Raw genomic sequence first — 17,168 nt, forward strand, 5'->3', positions numbered from 1 at the left:
TTAATGGTTAGTAAACAAATGTATCTATTTACTTTAAATAATTGCAATGTTTTTCGAATTATTTTTATTTTTAAGTCAAAAAACGCAACAAAACGCAAATTTTGTTTTGTGGTAGTTCTTTTTTAATCTTGTTTCGTTTGGCATAGCTTAATTTGGAATCATTTATTTTAATACATTTGTACATCATAAATTTATTGAATAAATATGTTAAAAGCAGAAAGGCGTAACTTTATAATGGCTAAATTAGCTGAAGAACAACGTGTTAATACTATTGAGCTTGCAGAGGTTTTAGGTTTGTCAGAAGATACGATAAGAAGAGATCTTTTGAAACTGCACGAAAAAGGCTTACTCGAAAAAGTCTATGGTGGGGCGATTCCTATCGTAAATAAGGAGAAAAGCGTGTTTGATATCACTATTTCTAATGAAAAAAAGAAAAAAGCAATTGGCCTTAAAGCGCTTTCCTTGTTGCACGACGGACAGGTAATAATTATGAGCGGAGGTACTACAAATTTAGTTTTTTCAAAGTTAATTCCTCCTTTATTAAGTGCCACGGTTTACACGTATAGCCTGCCAATAGCGATGCAATTATCACAATATCAAAATATTGATTTGATATTTATTGGAGGTAAGATGCAAAAAAATGCAATGGTTACTATAGGTATAGATGTGCTGCAAGTTTTGTCAAAGATTAAAGCTGATATCTGTTTTATGGGTGCTAGTAGTATTAACATAGAGCAGGGATTAACTGAAGTTGGGTATGAGGTTTCTATTGTGAAAAAAGCGATGCTAGAAGCTTCAGACAAAGTTGTTTCCATGTTTACTGCTGACAAACTTAATAGTAAAACACCACATGTGGTGTGTGGCATTAATCGTTTAAATACTATTGTAACTGACTTAAATCCAAATGATAATGTCCTTCAAAGTTATAAAGATGCTGGTGTAACAATTCTATAATATGCGGTATTTTGCGGTATTTAAATTAAAATTAGGTAAATAATGCATTTTATTGCATATTGAATGCTTTAATTTTTTATATTTGTTGAATTAACTATACTAAAACATCAAATATGACAGCTATTCGCAACCTCAATTATGTAGCTCCTGGTAAATACGAAACCACTCGTTTTGAGAAAATTCATAGTGAGATTTTTAAAAACTCTCAAGAAGCATCTAAGATTGTTGCTTTGGAAATAGCGGATTTGATTCGGGCAAAACAAGCAAGAGGAGAAAAGTGCATTTTAGGGCTTGCAACTGGATCTTCACCAATACTTGTCTATGCAGAATTGGTTCGAATGCATCGCGAAGAAGGTTTGAGTTTTGATAGTGTTATTACCTTTAATTTGGATGAATATTACCCAATGAAGAAGGAGAATAATCAAAGTTACCATTACTTCATGCACGAACATCTTTTTAATCATATTGACATTAAAGCTGAGAATGTGCACATACCGGATGGTACAGTGTTGATGGAAGACTTAAATCAATATTGCGCAAATTATGAAGCAAAAATAAAGAATGTTGGCGGTCTCGATTTTCAACTGTTAGGAATTGGACGTACGGGTCATGTTGGTTTTAATGAGCCTGGATCCCACACAAATTCGGCAACACGACTAATTACGCTTGATCATATTACTAAGGTAGACGCTTCTTCAGACTTTAATGGGATAAGTAACGTTCCCAAAAGAGCTATTACTATGGGAGTTTCTACCATTTTAAGATCTAAAAGAATTGTTCTACTTGCTTGGGGACAAAATAAAGCAGCAATTGTAAAGCGAACAATACAAGGTGATATTAGTCCTGAAATCCCTGCTACTTTTTTACAAAATCATTCTAATACTACCTTTGTTTTAGATCAATCAGCAGCATCCCATTTAACACGACTTGACACTCCTTGGCTAGTTGACGAATGCGTTTGGACTCAGGAACTGAAAAGCAAAGCGATAGTTTGGCTTTGTTTAAAAACCAAGCAGTCTATTCTCAAGCTTACTGACAGGGACTATAACAATAATGGTATGTCCGACTTATTAGCGCAAGAAGGTTCTGCTTACGATATGAACATAAATATGTTTAATAAATTGCAACATACTATAACGGGGTGGCCCGGAGGTAAACCGAACACTAATGATAGGAATAGACCAGAAAGAGCAAATCCTTCGGTGAAAAACATTATCCTATTTAGTCCGCATCCAGATGACGATGTTATCTCCATGGGAGGAACTTTTTCTAAGCTAATCAAACAAGGACACAACGTTCATGTCGTATACCAAACTTCGGGCAATATTGCTGTAACCGATGACGAAGCACTAAAGTTTGCTGAAGTAGCTAATGACTTCATAGGAAGCGACCAAAATGAAATTAATTTTAAGTCAGCAATTGAGTTTCTAAAAAGTAAAACCGAAAATCAAATTGATTCAATTGAAGTTCGAAAGTTAAAAGGGCTTATTCGACGTAGAGAGTCATATGCAGCGACACGTTACATAGGATTAAAGGATGAAAATATTCATTTCCTAGATCTTCCTTTTTACGAAACGGGACAAATTAAAAAAAATCCTTTAGGAGTAGAGGATGTAGCTATAGTTACGGAGATTATAGAAAAAATCAAACCGCATCAAGTTTTCGCTGCGGGAGATTTAGCTGATCCGCATGGAACTCATGAAGTGTGTTTGAACGCTATTTTTGAAGCAATGGGAAAATTAAAAACAAAAATAGACATGACTAATTGTTGGCTGTGGCTATACCGTGGTGCTTGGCATGAATGGGACATCGACGAGATTGACATGGCGGTACCATTAAGTCCGGATGAGGTTTTATTGAAAAGGCATGCTATTTTGTATCATCAGTCTCAAAAGGATAGGGTAATGTTTCAAGGTTCTGATTCAAGAGAATTTTGGGTAAGAGCTGAGGATAGAAATAAAAATACGGCTAAAATATATGATGATTTAGGGCTTGCTGAGTATGAGGCAATCGAAGCCTTTAAACGCTTTGATTATTAAATATTAAAGTAATTGTTCTACATGCTCCGTAAAATTGAAAGTTATTTTTTAATGATATTTTAGTAGTTTGCTGGTACTATAATTATCAAACTATAAATTATATTTGTAAAAACAAAAGCAATACCCAATTCAAAATGCTTACTACACATCAGTTTCAACAATTAGCAGTATCATTAGATGGCACGCTTTTATTCGATGATCTTCATAAAACGTTGTATGCCACAGATGCTTCGGCTTACCGTATTATGCCTTTGGCCGTGGCCTTACCCAAGACGGATGCCGATATTGTAAAGTTAATTCATTTTGCAAACGAGCATGGTGTTTTTCTTATTCCACGCACTGCAGGTACGTCGCTTGCCGGTCAAACGATAGGAAACGGAATCGTTGTAGACGTGTCTAAGTATTTTACTAAGATTTTATCTTTCGATCCAATTAAAAAAACAGTTACTGTTCAACCTGGAGTAATTAGGGATGAGCTTAATTTATATTTAAAACCACACGGATTGTTTTTTGGACCCAATACTTCTACTTCCAATCGATGTATGGTAGGAGGTATGGTTGGTAATAATTCTTCTGGAACAACTTCGATTCGGTATGGTGTAACTCGCGATAAGATTGTTGAGATCAAAACGATTTTAAGTGATGGTTCGCAGGCGACATTCAAAGAGTTGACTTCAAGTGAATTTCTTTCAAAAAAGCAAGGCGATACACTTGAAAGTGCTATTTACAAATTATTGTACGAAGAACTTTCGAATAAGGAAATCCAAAATGAAATAATAAAAGAGTTTCCAAAGCCCGAAATTCACCGACGAAATACGGGTTATGCTGTCGATATTTTGTTGCAATCAGACCTCTTTGGCGGAAGCCAATCAACTATAAATGTTGGGAAATTACTGTGCGGAAGCGAGGGAACTCTTGCTTTTACAACTGAAGTAACTTTACAACTGGATGATCTACCGCCAACCAATAATATAATGGTAGTGGCGCATTTCACGAGTATTCAAGAAAGTTTAGAAGCGGTGATGATCGCTATGAAACACCATTTGTACACTTGCGAAATGATTGATGACACCATTTTAGATTGTACCAAAACAAATAAAGAGCAAAGCAAAAACAGGTTTTTTATTCAGGGTGAACCCAAAGCGATTATGCTCTTTGAAGTCGCTTCTCATGTGAGTATGGAAGATGCCGAAAATCAGGCAAATGCATTAATTAAAGATTTAGAAGCGCATCATTTTGGATATGCTTCACCAAAGTTATACGGAGCTGATATTGATAAGGTAAATGAACTAAGAAAAGCGGGTCTTGGTTTACTTGGAAGTATAGTGGGTGACGATAAAGCAGCGGATTCTATTGAGGATACTGCAGTTGAACTAAGTGATTTGCCTGCCTATATCGCTGATTTTGCGGCAATGATGGAGCGCCACGGTCAAAGTGCAATTTACTATGCGCATGCTGGAGCGGGCGAATTACACCTTAGACCTGTTTTGAATTTAAAAACGGCAGAAGGGGTGCATCAATTCAGAAATATTGCTACAGAAGTGGCTGTTTTGGTAAAAAAATACCGAGGCTCGTTAAGTGGTGAACATGGTGACGGAATTGTACGTGGTGAATTTTTACCGTTTATGATTGGTGAAAAAAACTATGAATTATTAAAGCGTGTTAAATTGGCTTTCGACCCGAATTCAGTTTTGAATATGGGGAAGATTGTAAATGCCTTGAAAATGGACGAGAATTTCCGTTTTGAAACGGGCAGGGTAGAGCCAGAGGTGCAAACCCTCCAAGATTTCTCAGATAGCATGGGGATTTTAAGAGCTGCTGAAAAATGCAACGGCTCAGGAGATTGCCGTAAGTTACCATCGGCCGGAGGAGCCATGTGCCCAAGTTACCGCGCCACTCGAAATGAAAAGGATACGACTCGTGCCCGCGCCAATGCACTACGAGAATATTTAACCCAATCTGAAAAAGAGAATAAATTCGATCATAAAGAACTATACGAAGTGTTTGATCTTTGTGTGAGCTGTAAAGCCTGTGCTAGCGAATGTCCATCGAATGTAGATGTTGCATCGCTTAAAGCCGAATTTTTATACCAATATCAAAAAGCGAATGGCTTTACATTCCGAAATAAAATTTTTGCTAATAATGCTAAGATGAACGCCATGGGAAGTTTGTTTCCCTCATTCACCAATTTTGTTGCTAATTTATCATTTGTTAAAAAAGGAATGGGAATTGCTCCTGAACGCCAAGTTCCATTATTAGCGCCGCAAACGCTTCGAAAATGGATTGATAAACAGGAAAGAACTCAATCAGAATTTCTAAAAGGGAAATTGTACTTATTTATTGACGAGTTTACCAATTACTATGATGTGCAAGTAGGAATTGACGCTTTTGAGCTTTTAACACAGTTAGGATATCAGGTTTTAATAGTAAATCACGAAGAGAGTGGAAGAGCCTTAATTTCCAAAGGATTTTTAGAAGAGGCGAAGCTAATTGCGATTAAAAATGTTTCGACTTTTGCACCACTTATTACCGATGATTGTCCGCTTGTAGGGTTAGAACCTTCGGCGATATTGACTTTTAGAGACGAGTATTTGCGTTTAGCAGAAAATAAAACAGATGCCAACCAATTGGCTAAGAATGTTTTGACCATTGAGGAGTTTTTCAAGAACGAAATCACAAAGGGAAAAATACACGCTGATCTATTTACGGAAGAAGCGAAGCAAATAAAAATTCATGGCCACTGCCATCAAAAAGCGTTAAGTTCGATTGAAGCCACTTTTGCTATGCTAAACCTCCCTAAAAATGCAGCGGTGACGATATACAATTCGGGCTGTTGTGGTATGGCGGGGTCCTTTGGGTACGAAAAAGAGCATTATGACATTAGCATGCAAATGGGGGAAGACACCTTATTCCCGAAAGTAAGAGCAACCGAGGCAACGGTGGCCATTGCGGCCGCAGGAACAAGTTGCCGTCATCAAATATTTGATGGAACTAACCGCAAGGCGCAGCATCCCGTTTCAATTTTGAGAAATTGTCTCAAATAAATTTAAAATGAAGCAAAAAGGTACCTATCATATCGTTTATTATTTTGAATGTTTTGATGGTCTTGTGGCATGCTAATCTGGTTTTTAATTTTGAAATACCAAAAAACAAGGCGTTAAATCAGTAAAAATTAAATTAGTTTTATACATTTGGATTTCGAATAAAATGAGGATTATTTTAGAAATAATTAAATTTTATGAAGAAGATAGTAAGTTTTAATGAGAAAAAGCAACATATGAAGGGTTCGAGTTTATTTAGAAAAAAAACAGTTCAAGATATTTTAAAGCAAGTAGAGCAAAATGAATCCGATGGGCATAATGCATTAGGAAGGCATTTGACAGCCAGAGATTTAGCTGCTTTTGGTATCGCCGCTATCATTGGTGCAGGTATCTTTAGTACGATCGGAAAGGCGAGTGCTGATGGAGGTCCTGCGGTTATTTTCTTATTTATTTTTACGGCATTAGCTTGTAGTTTTGCTGCCTTTGCCTACGCTGAATTTGCATCGATGGTTCCCGTTTCTGGAAGTGCCTACACCTATTCGTACGTAGCTTTTGGAGAATTAATTGCCTGGATTATAGGATGGGCACTGATTATGGAGTATGCTATTGGTAATATTACCGTTGCTATTTCTTGGAGTGATTATTTCACGGGCTTACTCGAAAGTGGTGGCATTCATCTCCCGCAGTGGATACAAATGGATTACCTAACAGCATCAAACGGCTTTAAAGACGCAACGGCATTAATGCAAAGCGGAAAATCATACGAAAACTTAAGCGAAGGACTAAAAGCGTCTTATATGGCTTGGACAACTTCGCCTACAATAGGATCTTTTCACTTTGTAGCTGATTTACCTGCCTTATTTATTATTGTCTTAATTACAGCTTTAGTCTATCGTGGAATGAAGGAATCTCGTAATGCCAGTAATATGATGGTAGTTGTAAAACTGTGTATCATTTTACTCGTAATTGCAGTGGGTGTTTTTTATGTAGATACTGATAATTGGACTCCCTTCGCACCAAATGGTGTCAGCGGAGTGTTAAAAGGAGTGTCGGCAGTGTTTTTTGCTTACATTGGTTTTGATGCGATTTCAACAACAGCTGAGGAATGTAAAGATCCACAACGCGATTTACCGAGAGGGATGATGTGGGCCATTATTATTTGTACTGTGTTGTACGTGATCATCGCCTTAGTTTTAACCGGAATGGTCAACTATAGCTTACTTGATGTAGGTGATCCTTTAGCGTTTGTATTTGCTAAATTAGATTTAAAATGGATGTCGGGAATTATTGCAGTAAGTGCTGTAATTGCTATGGCAAGTGTACTGTTGGTTTTCCAAATGGGACAACCTCGTATTTGGATGAGTATGAGTCGTGACGGTTTGTTGCCAAAGAAATTTTCTAGAGTACATCCAAAATTCAAAACGCCTTCGTACGCTACTGTTGTAACCGGTTTTGTAGTTGCAGTTCCGGCCTTGTTTTTAAACTTAACAATGGTAACGGATCTTTGTAGTATAGGTACTTTGTTTGCTTTTGTATTGGTTTGTGCTGGAGTTTTAGTACTTCAAAATAAAAAAGATATTCCGCGTGGGAAATTCAAAACACCCTACGTGAATTCAAAGTATGTCGTTCCTTTTATGCTAGCTGCTGGACTGATTTATGCTTTTAATTATAATAACAAAGCGACAATGGGCTTTATTACTAATGAAGCTAAAATTGTAAATGCAACTGATATTATCACTTCGCTAAACAAAGAAGATTCTCAAAAAGTATACGATTATTTAATAGGTCTTGAAGCAAAATCTACAACTGAAAAATTAGATTTAGAAAATTTATTGAGCCAATATCAGCAAGACGATGCCAAATATGCAGAGGTTGTAGGCAATTTGCCAATTGACAATGACTTAAAATATGAAAGTGGTTTTGCTTTGTTCAAACATAAAATTCCAATGTGGATTTTCTTATTTGTATTGGTAGGATTAACATTTTGGTCATTCCGTGAAAACCTTTCATTGATTCCTTTATTAGGTTTGGTGAGCTGTTTGTACATGATGGCGGAGTTAAGCGTTTGGAATTGGATTTACTTTACCATTTGGTTACTAATCGGACTTACGATTTACTTTGGCTTTAGCCGAAAAAACAGTAAGTTGAATTGGAAAGATGCTTAAAGTATAGGCTTGAAAGCAAAAAAACCGTTCTGAGTATTTCAGGACGGTTTTTTTTTTTTTTGAGATCGTAACTAGAAAATTAAAGCTGACGTACTACTGATTGCAGTAAATACGGGTTAGATCATATCGATTTTGGTGCTTTATTAACTAAATATTGACCAACGGCATAACTTAAAATCACTTACTTTTACATTCAATTTCTAAAAGATACTGCTGTTATGCGATTAAAAATAATACTGACTTTACTGTTACAACTAATTTTTATTTCGGTTATCCATTCACAAAAAAATGTCACAATATCGGGTCTAATTAAAGATAGTAAGAGCCAGATCGTTTTACCGTACGTGAATGTAGTTTTAAAAACAGAAAAGGACAATGCTTTCGTAAGTGGCGCAATTACAAATGAAGAAGGTCGGTTTACTTTATCCAACACAAAATCGGGGAAATACTTTTTAGAAATTTCTTATTTGGGTTACAGCACTAAAAGGCAAGAGTTATATGTAGGAACGCTTTCTGAATTTTTGGACCTTAATGCGATTGAACTAGTTGAGAATCTAAACCAACTTAATGAAGTCGTAATTACCTCCAAAGCAAGTGAAATTAGTGACAAGATGGATAAAAAGACTTTTTCACTTCAAGATAATATCAGTCAAACGGGTGGTTCAGTGCTTCAAGCTATGCAAAATTTACCCAGTGTCACAGTTCAAGATGGTAAAGTTCAGCTAAGAGGAAATGATAAAGTGACTGTGCTTATTGATGGGAAACAAACAGCGATTACGGGTTTTGGTGGCCAATCAGGCTTGGATAATATTCCAGCATCGGCCATAGAAAAGATAGAAATCATCAATAATCCCTCATCGAAATACGACGCGAATGGAAATGCGGGAATCATTAATATAATTTACAAAAAGAACAGAAAAAACGGTTTTAATGGGAAGCTAGGTTATACCACCGGTTTAGGATCATTATGGATTCGAAAAGAGAACTTGCCAACCATTCGACCACAATATACTTTTACCCCCAAAATTAATCCTACTGTTTCCTTAAATTATAAGAAGGACAAAGTAAATGTGTTTTTCCAAGGTGATTATTTGTACACCGAAACGTTGAATAAAAATGAATTTGTGACGCGAACGTATGACGATGGTGCTATTATTAATTCGCAACTAAAAAGAAATAGGAACACCCATTTTACTACTTTGAAAACGGGAGTTGATTATGCTATTAACGACCAAAATTCATTGACTATTTCGGGACTTTTTGGTTCAGAGAAAATCATTGATCGCGGAGATCAACCGTTTTTTAATGCAGATTATTCACAGCGCCGCAGATTTTGGCAATTTCTTGAAGATGAATTGAAAACGACTTGGATGGCAACTGCAGCCTACCAACATAAGTTTAAAGAAGCGGGTCGTTTATTAAACATTGGTTTTAATTATACCTTTCACAGGGAGGACGAGAAATATTTCTATGATAATTTTTTACCTTCTTCAACAGGTAATGATGCGTTTAAGCTTTTGTCAGATGAGCAAGTGTATGATTTTAATTTGGATTACATCAAACCATTAAAGTACGGTCGACTTGAAACAGGTTTAAAACTTCGTAACCGAAGTATTCCAACTAATATGCAATTTATGCCAGGCGCAAATTCGGTTTTAGATGCTAGTGCAGGTGGAGCGGCAACTTACAAAGAATTAATTCCTGCCCTTTATGGGAATTATATTTTTGAAAACAATAAATGGGAAGCAGAGGTTGGCTTAAGAATAGAGTATGTGAAAATAGAATATGATGTAAACGAAGATCATCCTGTTTATACAACTGATAGATACAATTATACGCAGCCCTTTCCTAATTTTCGTTTAGCCTATAAAATCAATGATAACAACAAACTGTCGGCTTTTTACAATCGAAGAGTAGACCGACCGAATGAAGTCGATATTCGTATTTTTCCGAAATATGACGATGCCGAAATTATTAAAGTAGGAAACCCAGCCTTGCGACCACAATTCACTAATTCAGTAGAACTTGGTTTTAAAAACAATTGGGAAAAAGGAAGTTTGTATACTGCTGCCTACCATCGTTTTGCTGATGGTACCATAACTAGAATCTCGAGTACTGTTGCGGGAAGTCCTATTATTTATGCCATTTTTCAAAATGTGAAAAAAAGTTTCAATAGCGGTTTAGAGGTCGTTTTAAGCCAAGAAGTGTCAAAATTGTATTCGTTCAATATTAATTTGAATGGGTACAGGAATCAAATCGATGCATTTACTGTTGAAAATAAATATCCCGTTTTAAACACCTTTTCTGCAGACCAGCAGCAAATTATTTCTGGAAATGTAAAATTGAATAATACCTTTAACTTCCGCAAGGATTTTAGTGCGCAATTAACAGCGATTTATTTGGCACCAGATATTATTCCGCAAGGAAAAATTAAGTCGCGATTTTCAATTGATCTAGGGGTAAAAAAAGCAATTCAAAAAGGAAAAGGAGAGCTGTTTATGAACGCCACCGATTTATTTAATACCATGATTACCAGAAAAGAAATTACAGGTCAAGGTTTTGATTATACTAGCAATGATTACTACGAAACTCAGGTAATTCGTGTTGGGTATAGTTATAAATTTTAATCAGGAAGAGTAAGGGTTGGATAATTGCTGAAATCGACTAAATCTTATGTTGATAATAACTAAAAATAAAAAAAACGAAACCATAATGCACCACGCATTTAATTCTAATAACTAATAAATTGTATGACTGCATTGTATATAAATTGGGATTTTAACGATCAAATTATTTCTATTTTTGGTTTCCCATTAAAATATTACGGACTCTTATTTGCATCAGGATTGTTGCTGTGCATGTATATTCTAAAAGGCATTTTTAAAGCAGAAAAGCTTTCGAGTGAAGCGCATGAAGCTTTATTCATGTATGGTATTATTGGGATATTTGTAGGCGCAAGATTAGGACATTGTTTTTTCTATGATTTTGACTACTATTCGCAACACTTGCTTGAAATTATCTTACCTATTCAAAAAACAGCTAATGGGTCTTATCACTTCATTGGTTATGCGGGTCTAGCTAGTCATGGTGGTACTTTGGGTTTATTGCTTGCCCTTTATTTATATGCTAAAAAGTATCAAATAAAATACATGATGATTCTCGATCTGATTGCTGTAGTTGCTCCTTTGGGCGCAACTTTTATTAGATTGGCTAATTTGATGAATTCAGAGATGATAGGAAATCCAACTAATATGCCTTGGGCCTTTGTCTTTAGCAGGATAGATAATATACCTAGGCATCCTGCACAGCTATATGAAGCAATTGCTTATTTGATGATTTTTATCACGATTTACGCTATTTACAGATCTAAAAAGATAAAAATTGGCAAAGGCTTTTATTTTGGATATGCGATCACATTAATTTTTGTAATGAGAATTCTAATTGAATTTGTAAAGATCAACCAAGTTGAGTTTGAAAATGGAATGCTTTTAAACATGGGTCAAATATTGAGTATTCCATTTATAATCATTGGAGTTTATTTTATTAATAAAAGCATCCGAACTAAGGAAGCAAAATAATATTTATGATTTTGATAGTGAACCTATTAAAATTGCTTGTAACCAAATTTTTAAACTGTTTTACATTAAATTATGTCGGTATTTCCAGTAAGCGCGTCCACTTTATCCGAAAAATTTTTTCTCTGAGGATCTAGAAGAAATGATTTTCCTGAAAAGAACAGGTCTACAGATAGGAGAAGCTTTATCCTTCAAAGATTCTGATAGCGGTAAGAGCGGAATCGTACATCTCGATATGTGGTATGATAATTTTAGTGTCGACCAAGAGAATGAAATTACTATATTTGATTTTGATAATTATGGCACGGGTCGGCTTATATTAGATGTAGGCTACTTTTGTAAACAATTGTTTTTTATCGAACAAGACAAGAACTTGTATGAAGATAAAGTGCGAAGTTTTATAGAAGATTATCGTAAAAAGAGACCTTTAGCAGCTGATGAACTTGAACTGATTCCTGAAGCTGGAGCCGCTATATTTATTTTTTATATAGGAATACAAGCGCAGCGATATGATTGGTCCAATATTTTTTTTACCGAAAATTATCTCAAAATGTATACGGGCAGAATTAAAAACTGGATGTCATACTACAATAAAGAGGAAATCTAATAAATAGGATTATTGTTTAATTACAGTTCATTCTAAAAGAAAATTAATCGCGATTTAAACAGTATTTATATGTTCATAGTTATTAGTATTTGTGCTTTTTTAATCGTTTTATGTACGGTTTTGCCTCTGTCACGCAATAAGCATTGGATTGTGAGGAGCATGGATTTTCCTCGTGCACAAATTTCGGTTTTCGCAATCGCTATTTTGGTAGCGGCTGTTTTGTCCCTTGATTTTAAAAAGTCTTTAACGATAGGGATTTTTGTAGTAGTTCTCATTTGTTTGTTATATCAATTATGGTGGGTTTTACCTTATACAGTGCTATGGTCGAAGGAGGTGGCGTCTTGCAAGGATGCTAATCCTGATCGAAAACTGAGTATTATAAGCTCTAATGTACTCACACCTAATAGGAATGTTGCGGCCTTGTTGCAATTAGTCGATGCGTATCAACCAGATATCTTGGTGACTTTAGAGTCTGATTTGTGGTGGGAGCAACAACTTTCAGTTTTAGAAGTTTCCATGCCATACACCGTTAAATGTCCCTTGGATAACCTTTATGGGATGCATGTGTACTCCAAATTGCCTTTGCATGATGCAGAGATTTCGTTTTTAATTGAAGATGATATTCCTTCGATACATGTAGCGATCGAATTGCGTTCAGGTGATTTAGTGAGAGCCCATTTCTTACATCCTGCGCCGCCAAGTCCCACCGAAAATGTCGAATCCTCCCAGCGCGATGCCGAACTAATTGCAGTAGCCAAAAGTATTGCCGAAAGTGATCAGCCCGTACTTGTTGCTGGCGACCTTAATGATGTGGCGTGGTCGTCGACAACACGACTTTTTCGTAAAATTAGCGGTTTGTTAGATCCTAGAATAGGACGCGGAATGTTAAATACGTTTCATGTTCAAGTTCCCATTGCGCGCTGGCCAATGGATCATTTATTTCATAGTAACCATTTTACCTTGTGTTCGATCCAACGATTGCCATCGATTAGCTCTGATCACTTTCCGTTATATACTTCGCTTGCTTTTACACTTCAAGAAGGAGTTGTTCAAGAAGGAATCGAAGCCGATCAAGACGATCACGAAAGGGCAGAAGAAACTCTTGTTGAAAATGGTGGCGATAGCAACGATGTTCCAACTCCAAATGAGAACTAATCGCTAGATGGTTTTAGACCTACCAAACAAAAAAAAAATCCGTTGTAGCTTATTCTACAACGGATTTTAAATGTACTAGTTTATTTTATTACAAAATAGAAAGTTCTTTCATGCAAGCCTTCATCATTTGATATGTTCTTTCAATATCATTATCTAATCCTATCGAGAAACGAATTAATCCATCGGTCAAGCCCATTTCTGCTTGTTCTTCCATCGGGATTTCGCTTGATGTTGAGGTTCCAGGTGCGCTAAACAATGTTTTATAAAATCCTAAACTCACTGCTAAGTACCCAAGATTTTTAGACTGCATTAACTCCATTAAAGCATTGGCTTGAGCCAAAGAACCCACGTCTATAGTCATCATTCCTCCATAACCGTACTCAGGATTGATCATCCCGGAATAAATTGCATGACTCGGGTGACTCGCTAATCCAGGGTAAACCGTTTTTAAACCGTCTTTTTCAAAACGCTCCGCTAGGTAAGCCGCATTATGACTGTGTTGCTTCATACGAATGTGTAGCGTACGCATGTTTTTCATTACACTCGCTGATCGTAAACTATCCATTGTTGGACCTAAAAGCATACTTGCTCCACTATTTACATCCTTAAGTTTGTTAATAAACTCCTGCGAAGCACAAGTTACACCACCCACAGTATCGCTACTACCGTTAATGTATTTCGTTAAACTGTGAATCACAATATCAGCTCCTAATTTAGCAGGCGATACGGATAGTGGCGAAAACGTATTATCAACCACCAACGTCAAATTATGTTTCTTTGCAATTTTAGACAATCCAGCAATATCTGCTACTTCAAGCAAAGGATTACTTACTGTTTCGCAATACAAAACCTTGGTATTTGGCGTAATAGCTGCTTCGACACTATCCAATTTAGTGATATCAATAAAAGTAGTTTGTATACCCAATCTTGGTGTGAAGTTTTTCAAGAACGCATAGGTACCACCGTAAATCGTGCGGCTCGATACAATATGATCACCAGTGCCACACAATTGTAATAGTGTAGGGGTAATAGCACCCATTCCTGAGGCCGAAACATTAGCTGATTCTGTTCCTTCCATCGCAGCAAGCGCTTGGTCTAAGTATAAGTTACTAGGCGAGGAGTGACGCGAATACAGGTAACAACCTTCCATATTCCCTTCAAAAGTATCAAACATGGTTTTTGCTGATAAAAAGGTATAGGTCGACGAATCAGAAATGGACGGATTTACTCCACCAAATTCACCAAAGTACTGTAAATCTTGAATGTTGTCTGCAGGATTGAAATTTTTCATATGCTATGTTTTTTAGTTTTTTTTAGGAGCTTATTCCAGCTATTCGCTATATTCCCAATCAATAAAAACTACAGCTTGAAAAAAGCTTTGTTTTTCTAAATCGGGAGATGCCGCTACTATCTGGGCTAAAGGCGTGGAGTAGTCCAAACCTAAATCAAATTAACAGTATTACAGTTTATTAATCAAGTATCTGTTTTAAATATAGATTTTTAAACTACTAATTTGTATTTTTACAGTTTAATTTTTGGTTTTTTGATCAATAAATTAAAATTAGTAGATTTTATTTCAAACTGTAAAAACCTGTACTATGAATCTTGACGCTGTCGATAAAAAACTACTTCTTTTACTGCAAACCGATAGTAAAAGAACCAATAAAGAATTATCCTTAAAACTCAATCTGTCTGTTACTGCTGTTTATGAGCGTATCAAAAAGTTAGAGCGCGAAGGAATCATTGATAAATATGTGGTAGTACTCGATAAATCAAAAGTCGAGAAAGGATTTGTCGTTTTTTGTCATTTAAAATTAATTCAACATTCACATGAATTCCTCACTCATTTTGAAAGCGAAGTAGTCAAACTCAACGAAGTGCTGGAGTGCCATCATGTAAGTGGTGATTACGATTACATCTTGAAAATTGTGGTAAAGGATATGGAAGCGTATCGGGAGTTTTTGGTAACTAAATTGACTACGCTCAAACATATTGGGAGCACACAAAGCACCTTTATGATTAGTGAAGTAAAAAACACAACAACTATAGCGTTGTAGTGTTTTCAAGTGCAAAAATCGCTTCTAGACAAATTAGAATGCAATTACTTCACAAAAAATCTGGTTTTTAGATCTTCAAACAAAACTTAATTCCTTAATTTTGTAGCACTTTTTATTAAAATAATATATAAAACAATATACTATGAATTCATTTGACGTAGTCATTATAGGTTCTGGACCTGGAGGATATGTATCAGCGATTCGTTGTGCACAACTGGGTTTCAAAACAGCCATTATCGAAAAATATTCAACTCTTGGAGGTACTTGTCTTAACGTAGGATGTATTCCTTCTAAAGCCATGTTAGCTTCTTCTCATCATTATGCTGAAATCAAGCATTTCGAAGATCACGGAATCGAACTTACTGGTGAAGTAAAAGTAAACTTGGCAAAAATGGTGGCTCGCAAGCAAGCAGTCGTTGACCAAACTTCAGGTGGAGTGAAATATTTAATGGACAAAAATAATATTACAGTACTTGAAGGATTAGGATCTTTTGTAGATGCAACTCATGTTGCAGTTGCAAAAGCGGATGGAACATCAGAAACTGTTGAAGCAAAAAACATCATAATTGCTACAGGTTCTAAACCATCTAATTTGCCTTTTATCACAATCGATAAAGAAAGAATCATTACATCGACTGAAGCATTAAAATTACCAGAAGTTCCTAAACATTTAGTAATTATTGGTGGTGGAGTAATTGGTATCGAGCTAGGTCAAGTGTATTTACGTCTAGGAGCGCAAGTTTCAGTTGTTGAATATATGGACCGAATCATTCCAGGAATGGATAGTTCATTATCTAAAGAATTGACAAAAGTATTAAAGAAACAAGGAATGAAATTCTATGTTTCTCATAAAGTAAAATCGGTAGAAAGAGCTGGCGATGCCGTAACTGTTCAAGCCGAAAATGCAAAAGGAGAAATCATCACTCTTGAAGGTGATTACGCATTAGTTTCAGTAGGTCGTCGTCCGTACACAGATGGATTGAATGCGGATAAAGCGGGAGTGAAAATTTCGGATAGAGGACAAGTAGAAGTAAACGATCATTTACAAACTAATGTACCTAATATCTATGCAATTGGTGATGTAGTTCGGGGAGCCATGTTAGCTCATAAAGCGGAAGAAGAAGGAACGATGGTTGCTGAATTAATAGCTGGTCAAAAACCACATATCGATTACAACTTGATTCCGGGCGTTGTTTACACTTGGCCAGAAGTAGCTGCCGTTGGTCAAACCGAAGAACAATTAAAAGAAGCGGGAATTGCATACAAATCAGGAAGTTTTCCTTTCAAGGCATTAGGTCGTGCGAGAGCAAGTGCTGATTTAGACGGATTCGTAAAAATCTTAGCTGACGCTACTACTGATGAGGTATTAGGAGTTCACATGATTGGAGCTAGAACGGCTGATTTAATCGCTGAAGCAGTGGTTGCAATGGAATTCAAAGCATCTGCTGAAGATATTTCAAGAATGTCACACGCACACCCTACTTTTGCGGAAGCAATCAAAGAAGCAGCATTAGCAGCTACTGATAATAGAGCATTGCACGTTTAATAAAAATAGTTTTTAAAGTAAGCCCGTCT

General features: G+C 36.1%; 11 protein-coding genes. 10 read left to right on the forward strand and 1 reads right to left on the reverse strand.

Annotation, left to right across the window (positions count from 1 at the left end):
• The first annotated feature begins 204 nt into the window (after nt 1-204).
• The 8 genes from ACZ2G0_RS09255 to ACZ2G0_RS09290 all read left to right on the forward strand — a co-directional run bounded on the left by ACZ2G0_RS09255 (nt 205) and on the right by ACZ2G0_RS09290 (nt 13,536).
• Entirely contained in the window at nt 205-954 is a 750-nt protein-coding gene (locus tag ACZ2G0_RS09255) for a DeoR/GlpR family DNA-binding transcription regulator (RefSeq protein WP_470307380.1), read from the forward strand.
• Nucleotides 955-1,067: 113 nt separating this feature from the next.
• Nucleotides 1,068-2,993 (forward strand): glucosamine-6-phosphate deaminase, encoded by a 1,926-nt coding sequence (nagB, locus tag ACZ2G0_RS09260; protein ID WP_470307381.1) that lies wholly within the window; start codon nt 1,068-1,070, stop codon nt 2,991-2,993.
• Between the two features lie 134 nt (nt 2,994-3,127).
• Nucleotides 3,128-6,037: an FAD-binding and (Fe-S)-binding domain-containing protein gene (locus ACZ2G0_RS09265; protein WP_470307382.1), complete on the forward strand. Its 2,910-nt coding sequence runs from the start codon at nt 3,128-3,130 to the stop codon at nt 6,035-6,037.
• A 233-nt stretch (nt 6,038-6,270) separates the two neighbouring features.
• Nucleotides 6,271-8,199: an amino acid permease gene (locus ACZ2G0_RS09270; RefSeq protein WP_470309840.1), complete on the forward strand. Its 1,929-nt coding sequence runs from the start codon at nt 6,271-6,273 to the stop codon at nt 8,197-8,199.
• A 218-nt stretch (nt 8,200-8,417) separates the two neighbouring features.
• Nucleotides 8,418-10,826 (forward strand): TonB-dependent receptor, encoded by a 2,409-nt coding sequence (locus ACZ2G0_RS09275; protein WP_470307383.1) that lies wholly within the window; start codon nt 8,418-8,420, stop codon nt 10,824-10,826.
• Nucleotides 10,827-10,949: 123 nt separating this feature from the next.
• Nucleotides 10,950-11,777 (forward strand): prolipoprotein diacylglyceryl transferase, encoded by an 828-nt coding sequence (gene lgt, locus ACZ2G0_RS09280; protein ID WP_470307384.1) that lies wholly within the window; start codon nt 10,950-10,952, stop codon nt 11,775-11,777.
• Between the two features lie 139 nt (nt 11,778-11,916).
• Nucleotides 11,917-12,381 carry a phosphotransferase gene (locus tag ACZ2G0_RS09285; RefSeq protein ID WP_470307385.1) on the forward strand — a complete coding sequence of 155 codons (465 nt, stop codon included), beginning with the start codon at nt 11,917-11,919 and terminating at the stop codon, nt 12,379-12,381.
• A 69-nt stretch (nt 12,382-12,450) separates the two neighbouring features.
• Nucleotides 12,451-13,536 (forward strand): endonuclease/exonuclease/phosphatase family protein, encoded by a 1,086-nt coding sequence (locus tag ACZ2G0_RS09290; protein WP_470307386.1) that lies wholly within the window; start codon nt 12,451-12,453, stop codon nt 13,534-13,536.
• An 88-nt stretch (nt 13,537-13,624) separates the two neighbouring features.
• On the opposite strand, the gene ACZ2G0_RS09295 is transcribed toward ACZ2G0_RS09290, so the two are convergent.
• Nucleotides 13,625-14,827, reverse strand: a complete 1,203-nt coding sequence (locus ACZ2G0_RS09295; protein WP_470307387.1) for an aminotransferase class I/II-fold pyridoxal phosphate-dependent enzyme — start codon at nt 14,825-14,827, stop codon at nt 13,625-13,627.
• 307 nt (nt 14,828-15,134) lie between these two features.
• Here ACZ2G0_RS09295 and ACZ2G0_RS09300 point away from each other — a divergent pair, with 307 nt between their 5' ends.
• A complete protein-coding gene (locus ACZ2G0_RS09300; RefSeq protein WP_300288476.1) occupies nt 15,135-15,593 on the forward strand; it encodes an Lrp/AsnC family transcriptional regulator in 459 nt (152 codons plus the stop codon).
• 142 nt (nt 15,594-15,735) lie between these two features.
• Nucleotides 15,736-17,139, forward strand: coding sequence for a dihydrolipoyl dehydrogenase (lpdA, locus tag ACZ2G0_RS09305; RefSeq protein ID WP_470307388.1), 1,404 nt, complete (start codon nt 15,736-15,738; stop codon nt 17,137-17,139).
• Nucleotides 17,140-17,168: the final 29 nt, after the last annotated feature.

Source organism: Flavobacterium sp. KKT103 (assembly GCF_055640565.1).

Bases quoted from the DNA above. Each gene is read 5' to 3' on its own strand.
- ACZ2G0_RS09255 (WP_470307380.1), top strand. From the start codon at position 205: ATGTTAAAAGCAGAAAGGCGTAACTTTATAATGGCTAAATTAGCTGAA.
- nagB (WP_470307381.1), top strand. From the start codon at position 1,068: ATGACAGCTATTCGCAACCTCAATTATGTAGCTCCTGGTAAATACGAA.
- ACZ2G0_RS09265 (WP_470307382.1), top strand. From the start codon at position 3,128: ATGCTTACTACACATCAGTTTCAACAATTAGCAGTATCATTAGATGGC.
- ACZ2G0_RS09270 (WP_470309840.1), top strand. From the start codon at position 6,271: ATGAAGGGTTCGAGTTTATTTAGAAAAAAAACAGTTCAAGATATTTTA.
- ACZ2G0_RS09275 (WP_470307383.1), top strand. From the start codon at position 8,418: ATGCGATTAAAAATAATACTGACTTTACTGTTACAACTAATTTTTATT.
- lgt (WP_470307384.1), top strand. From the start codon at position 10,950: ATGACTGCATTGTATATAAATTGGGATTTTAACGATCAAATTATTTCT.
- ACZ2G0_RS09285 (WP_470307385.1), top strand. From the start codon at position 11,917: ATGATTTTCCTGAAAAGAACAGGTCTACAGATAGGAGAAGCTTTATCC.
- ACZ2G0_RS09290 (WP_470307386.1), top strand. From the start codon at position 12,451: ATGTTCATAGTTATTAGTATTTGTGCTTTTTTAATCGTTTTATGTACG.
- ACZ2G0_RS09295 (WP_470307387.1), bottom strand. From the start codon at position 14,827: ATGAAAAATTTCAATCCTGCAGACAACATTCAAGATTTACAGTACTTT.
- ACZ2G0_RS09300 (WP_300288476.1), top strand. From the start codon at position 15,135: ATGAATCTTGACGCTGTCGATAAAAAACTACTTCTTTTACTGCAAACC.
- lpdA (WP_470307388.1), top strand. From the start codon at position 15,736: ATGAATTCATTTGACGTAGTCATTATAGGTTCTGGACCTGGAGGATAT.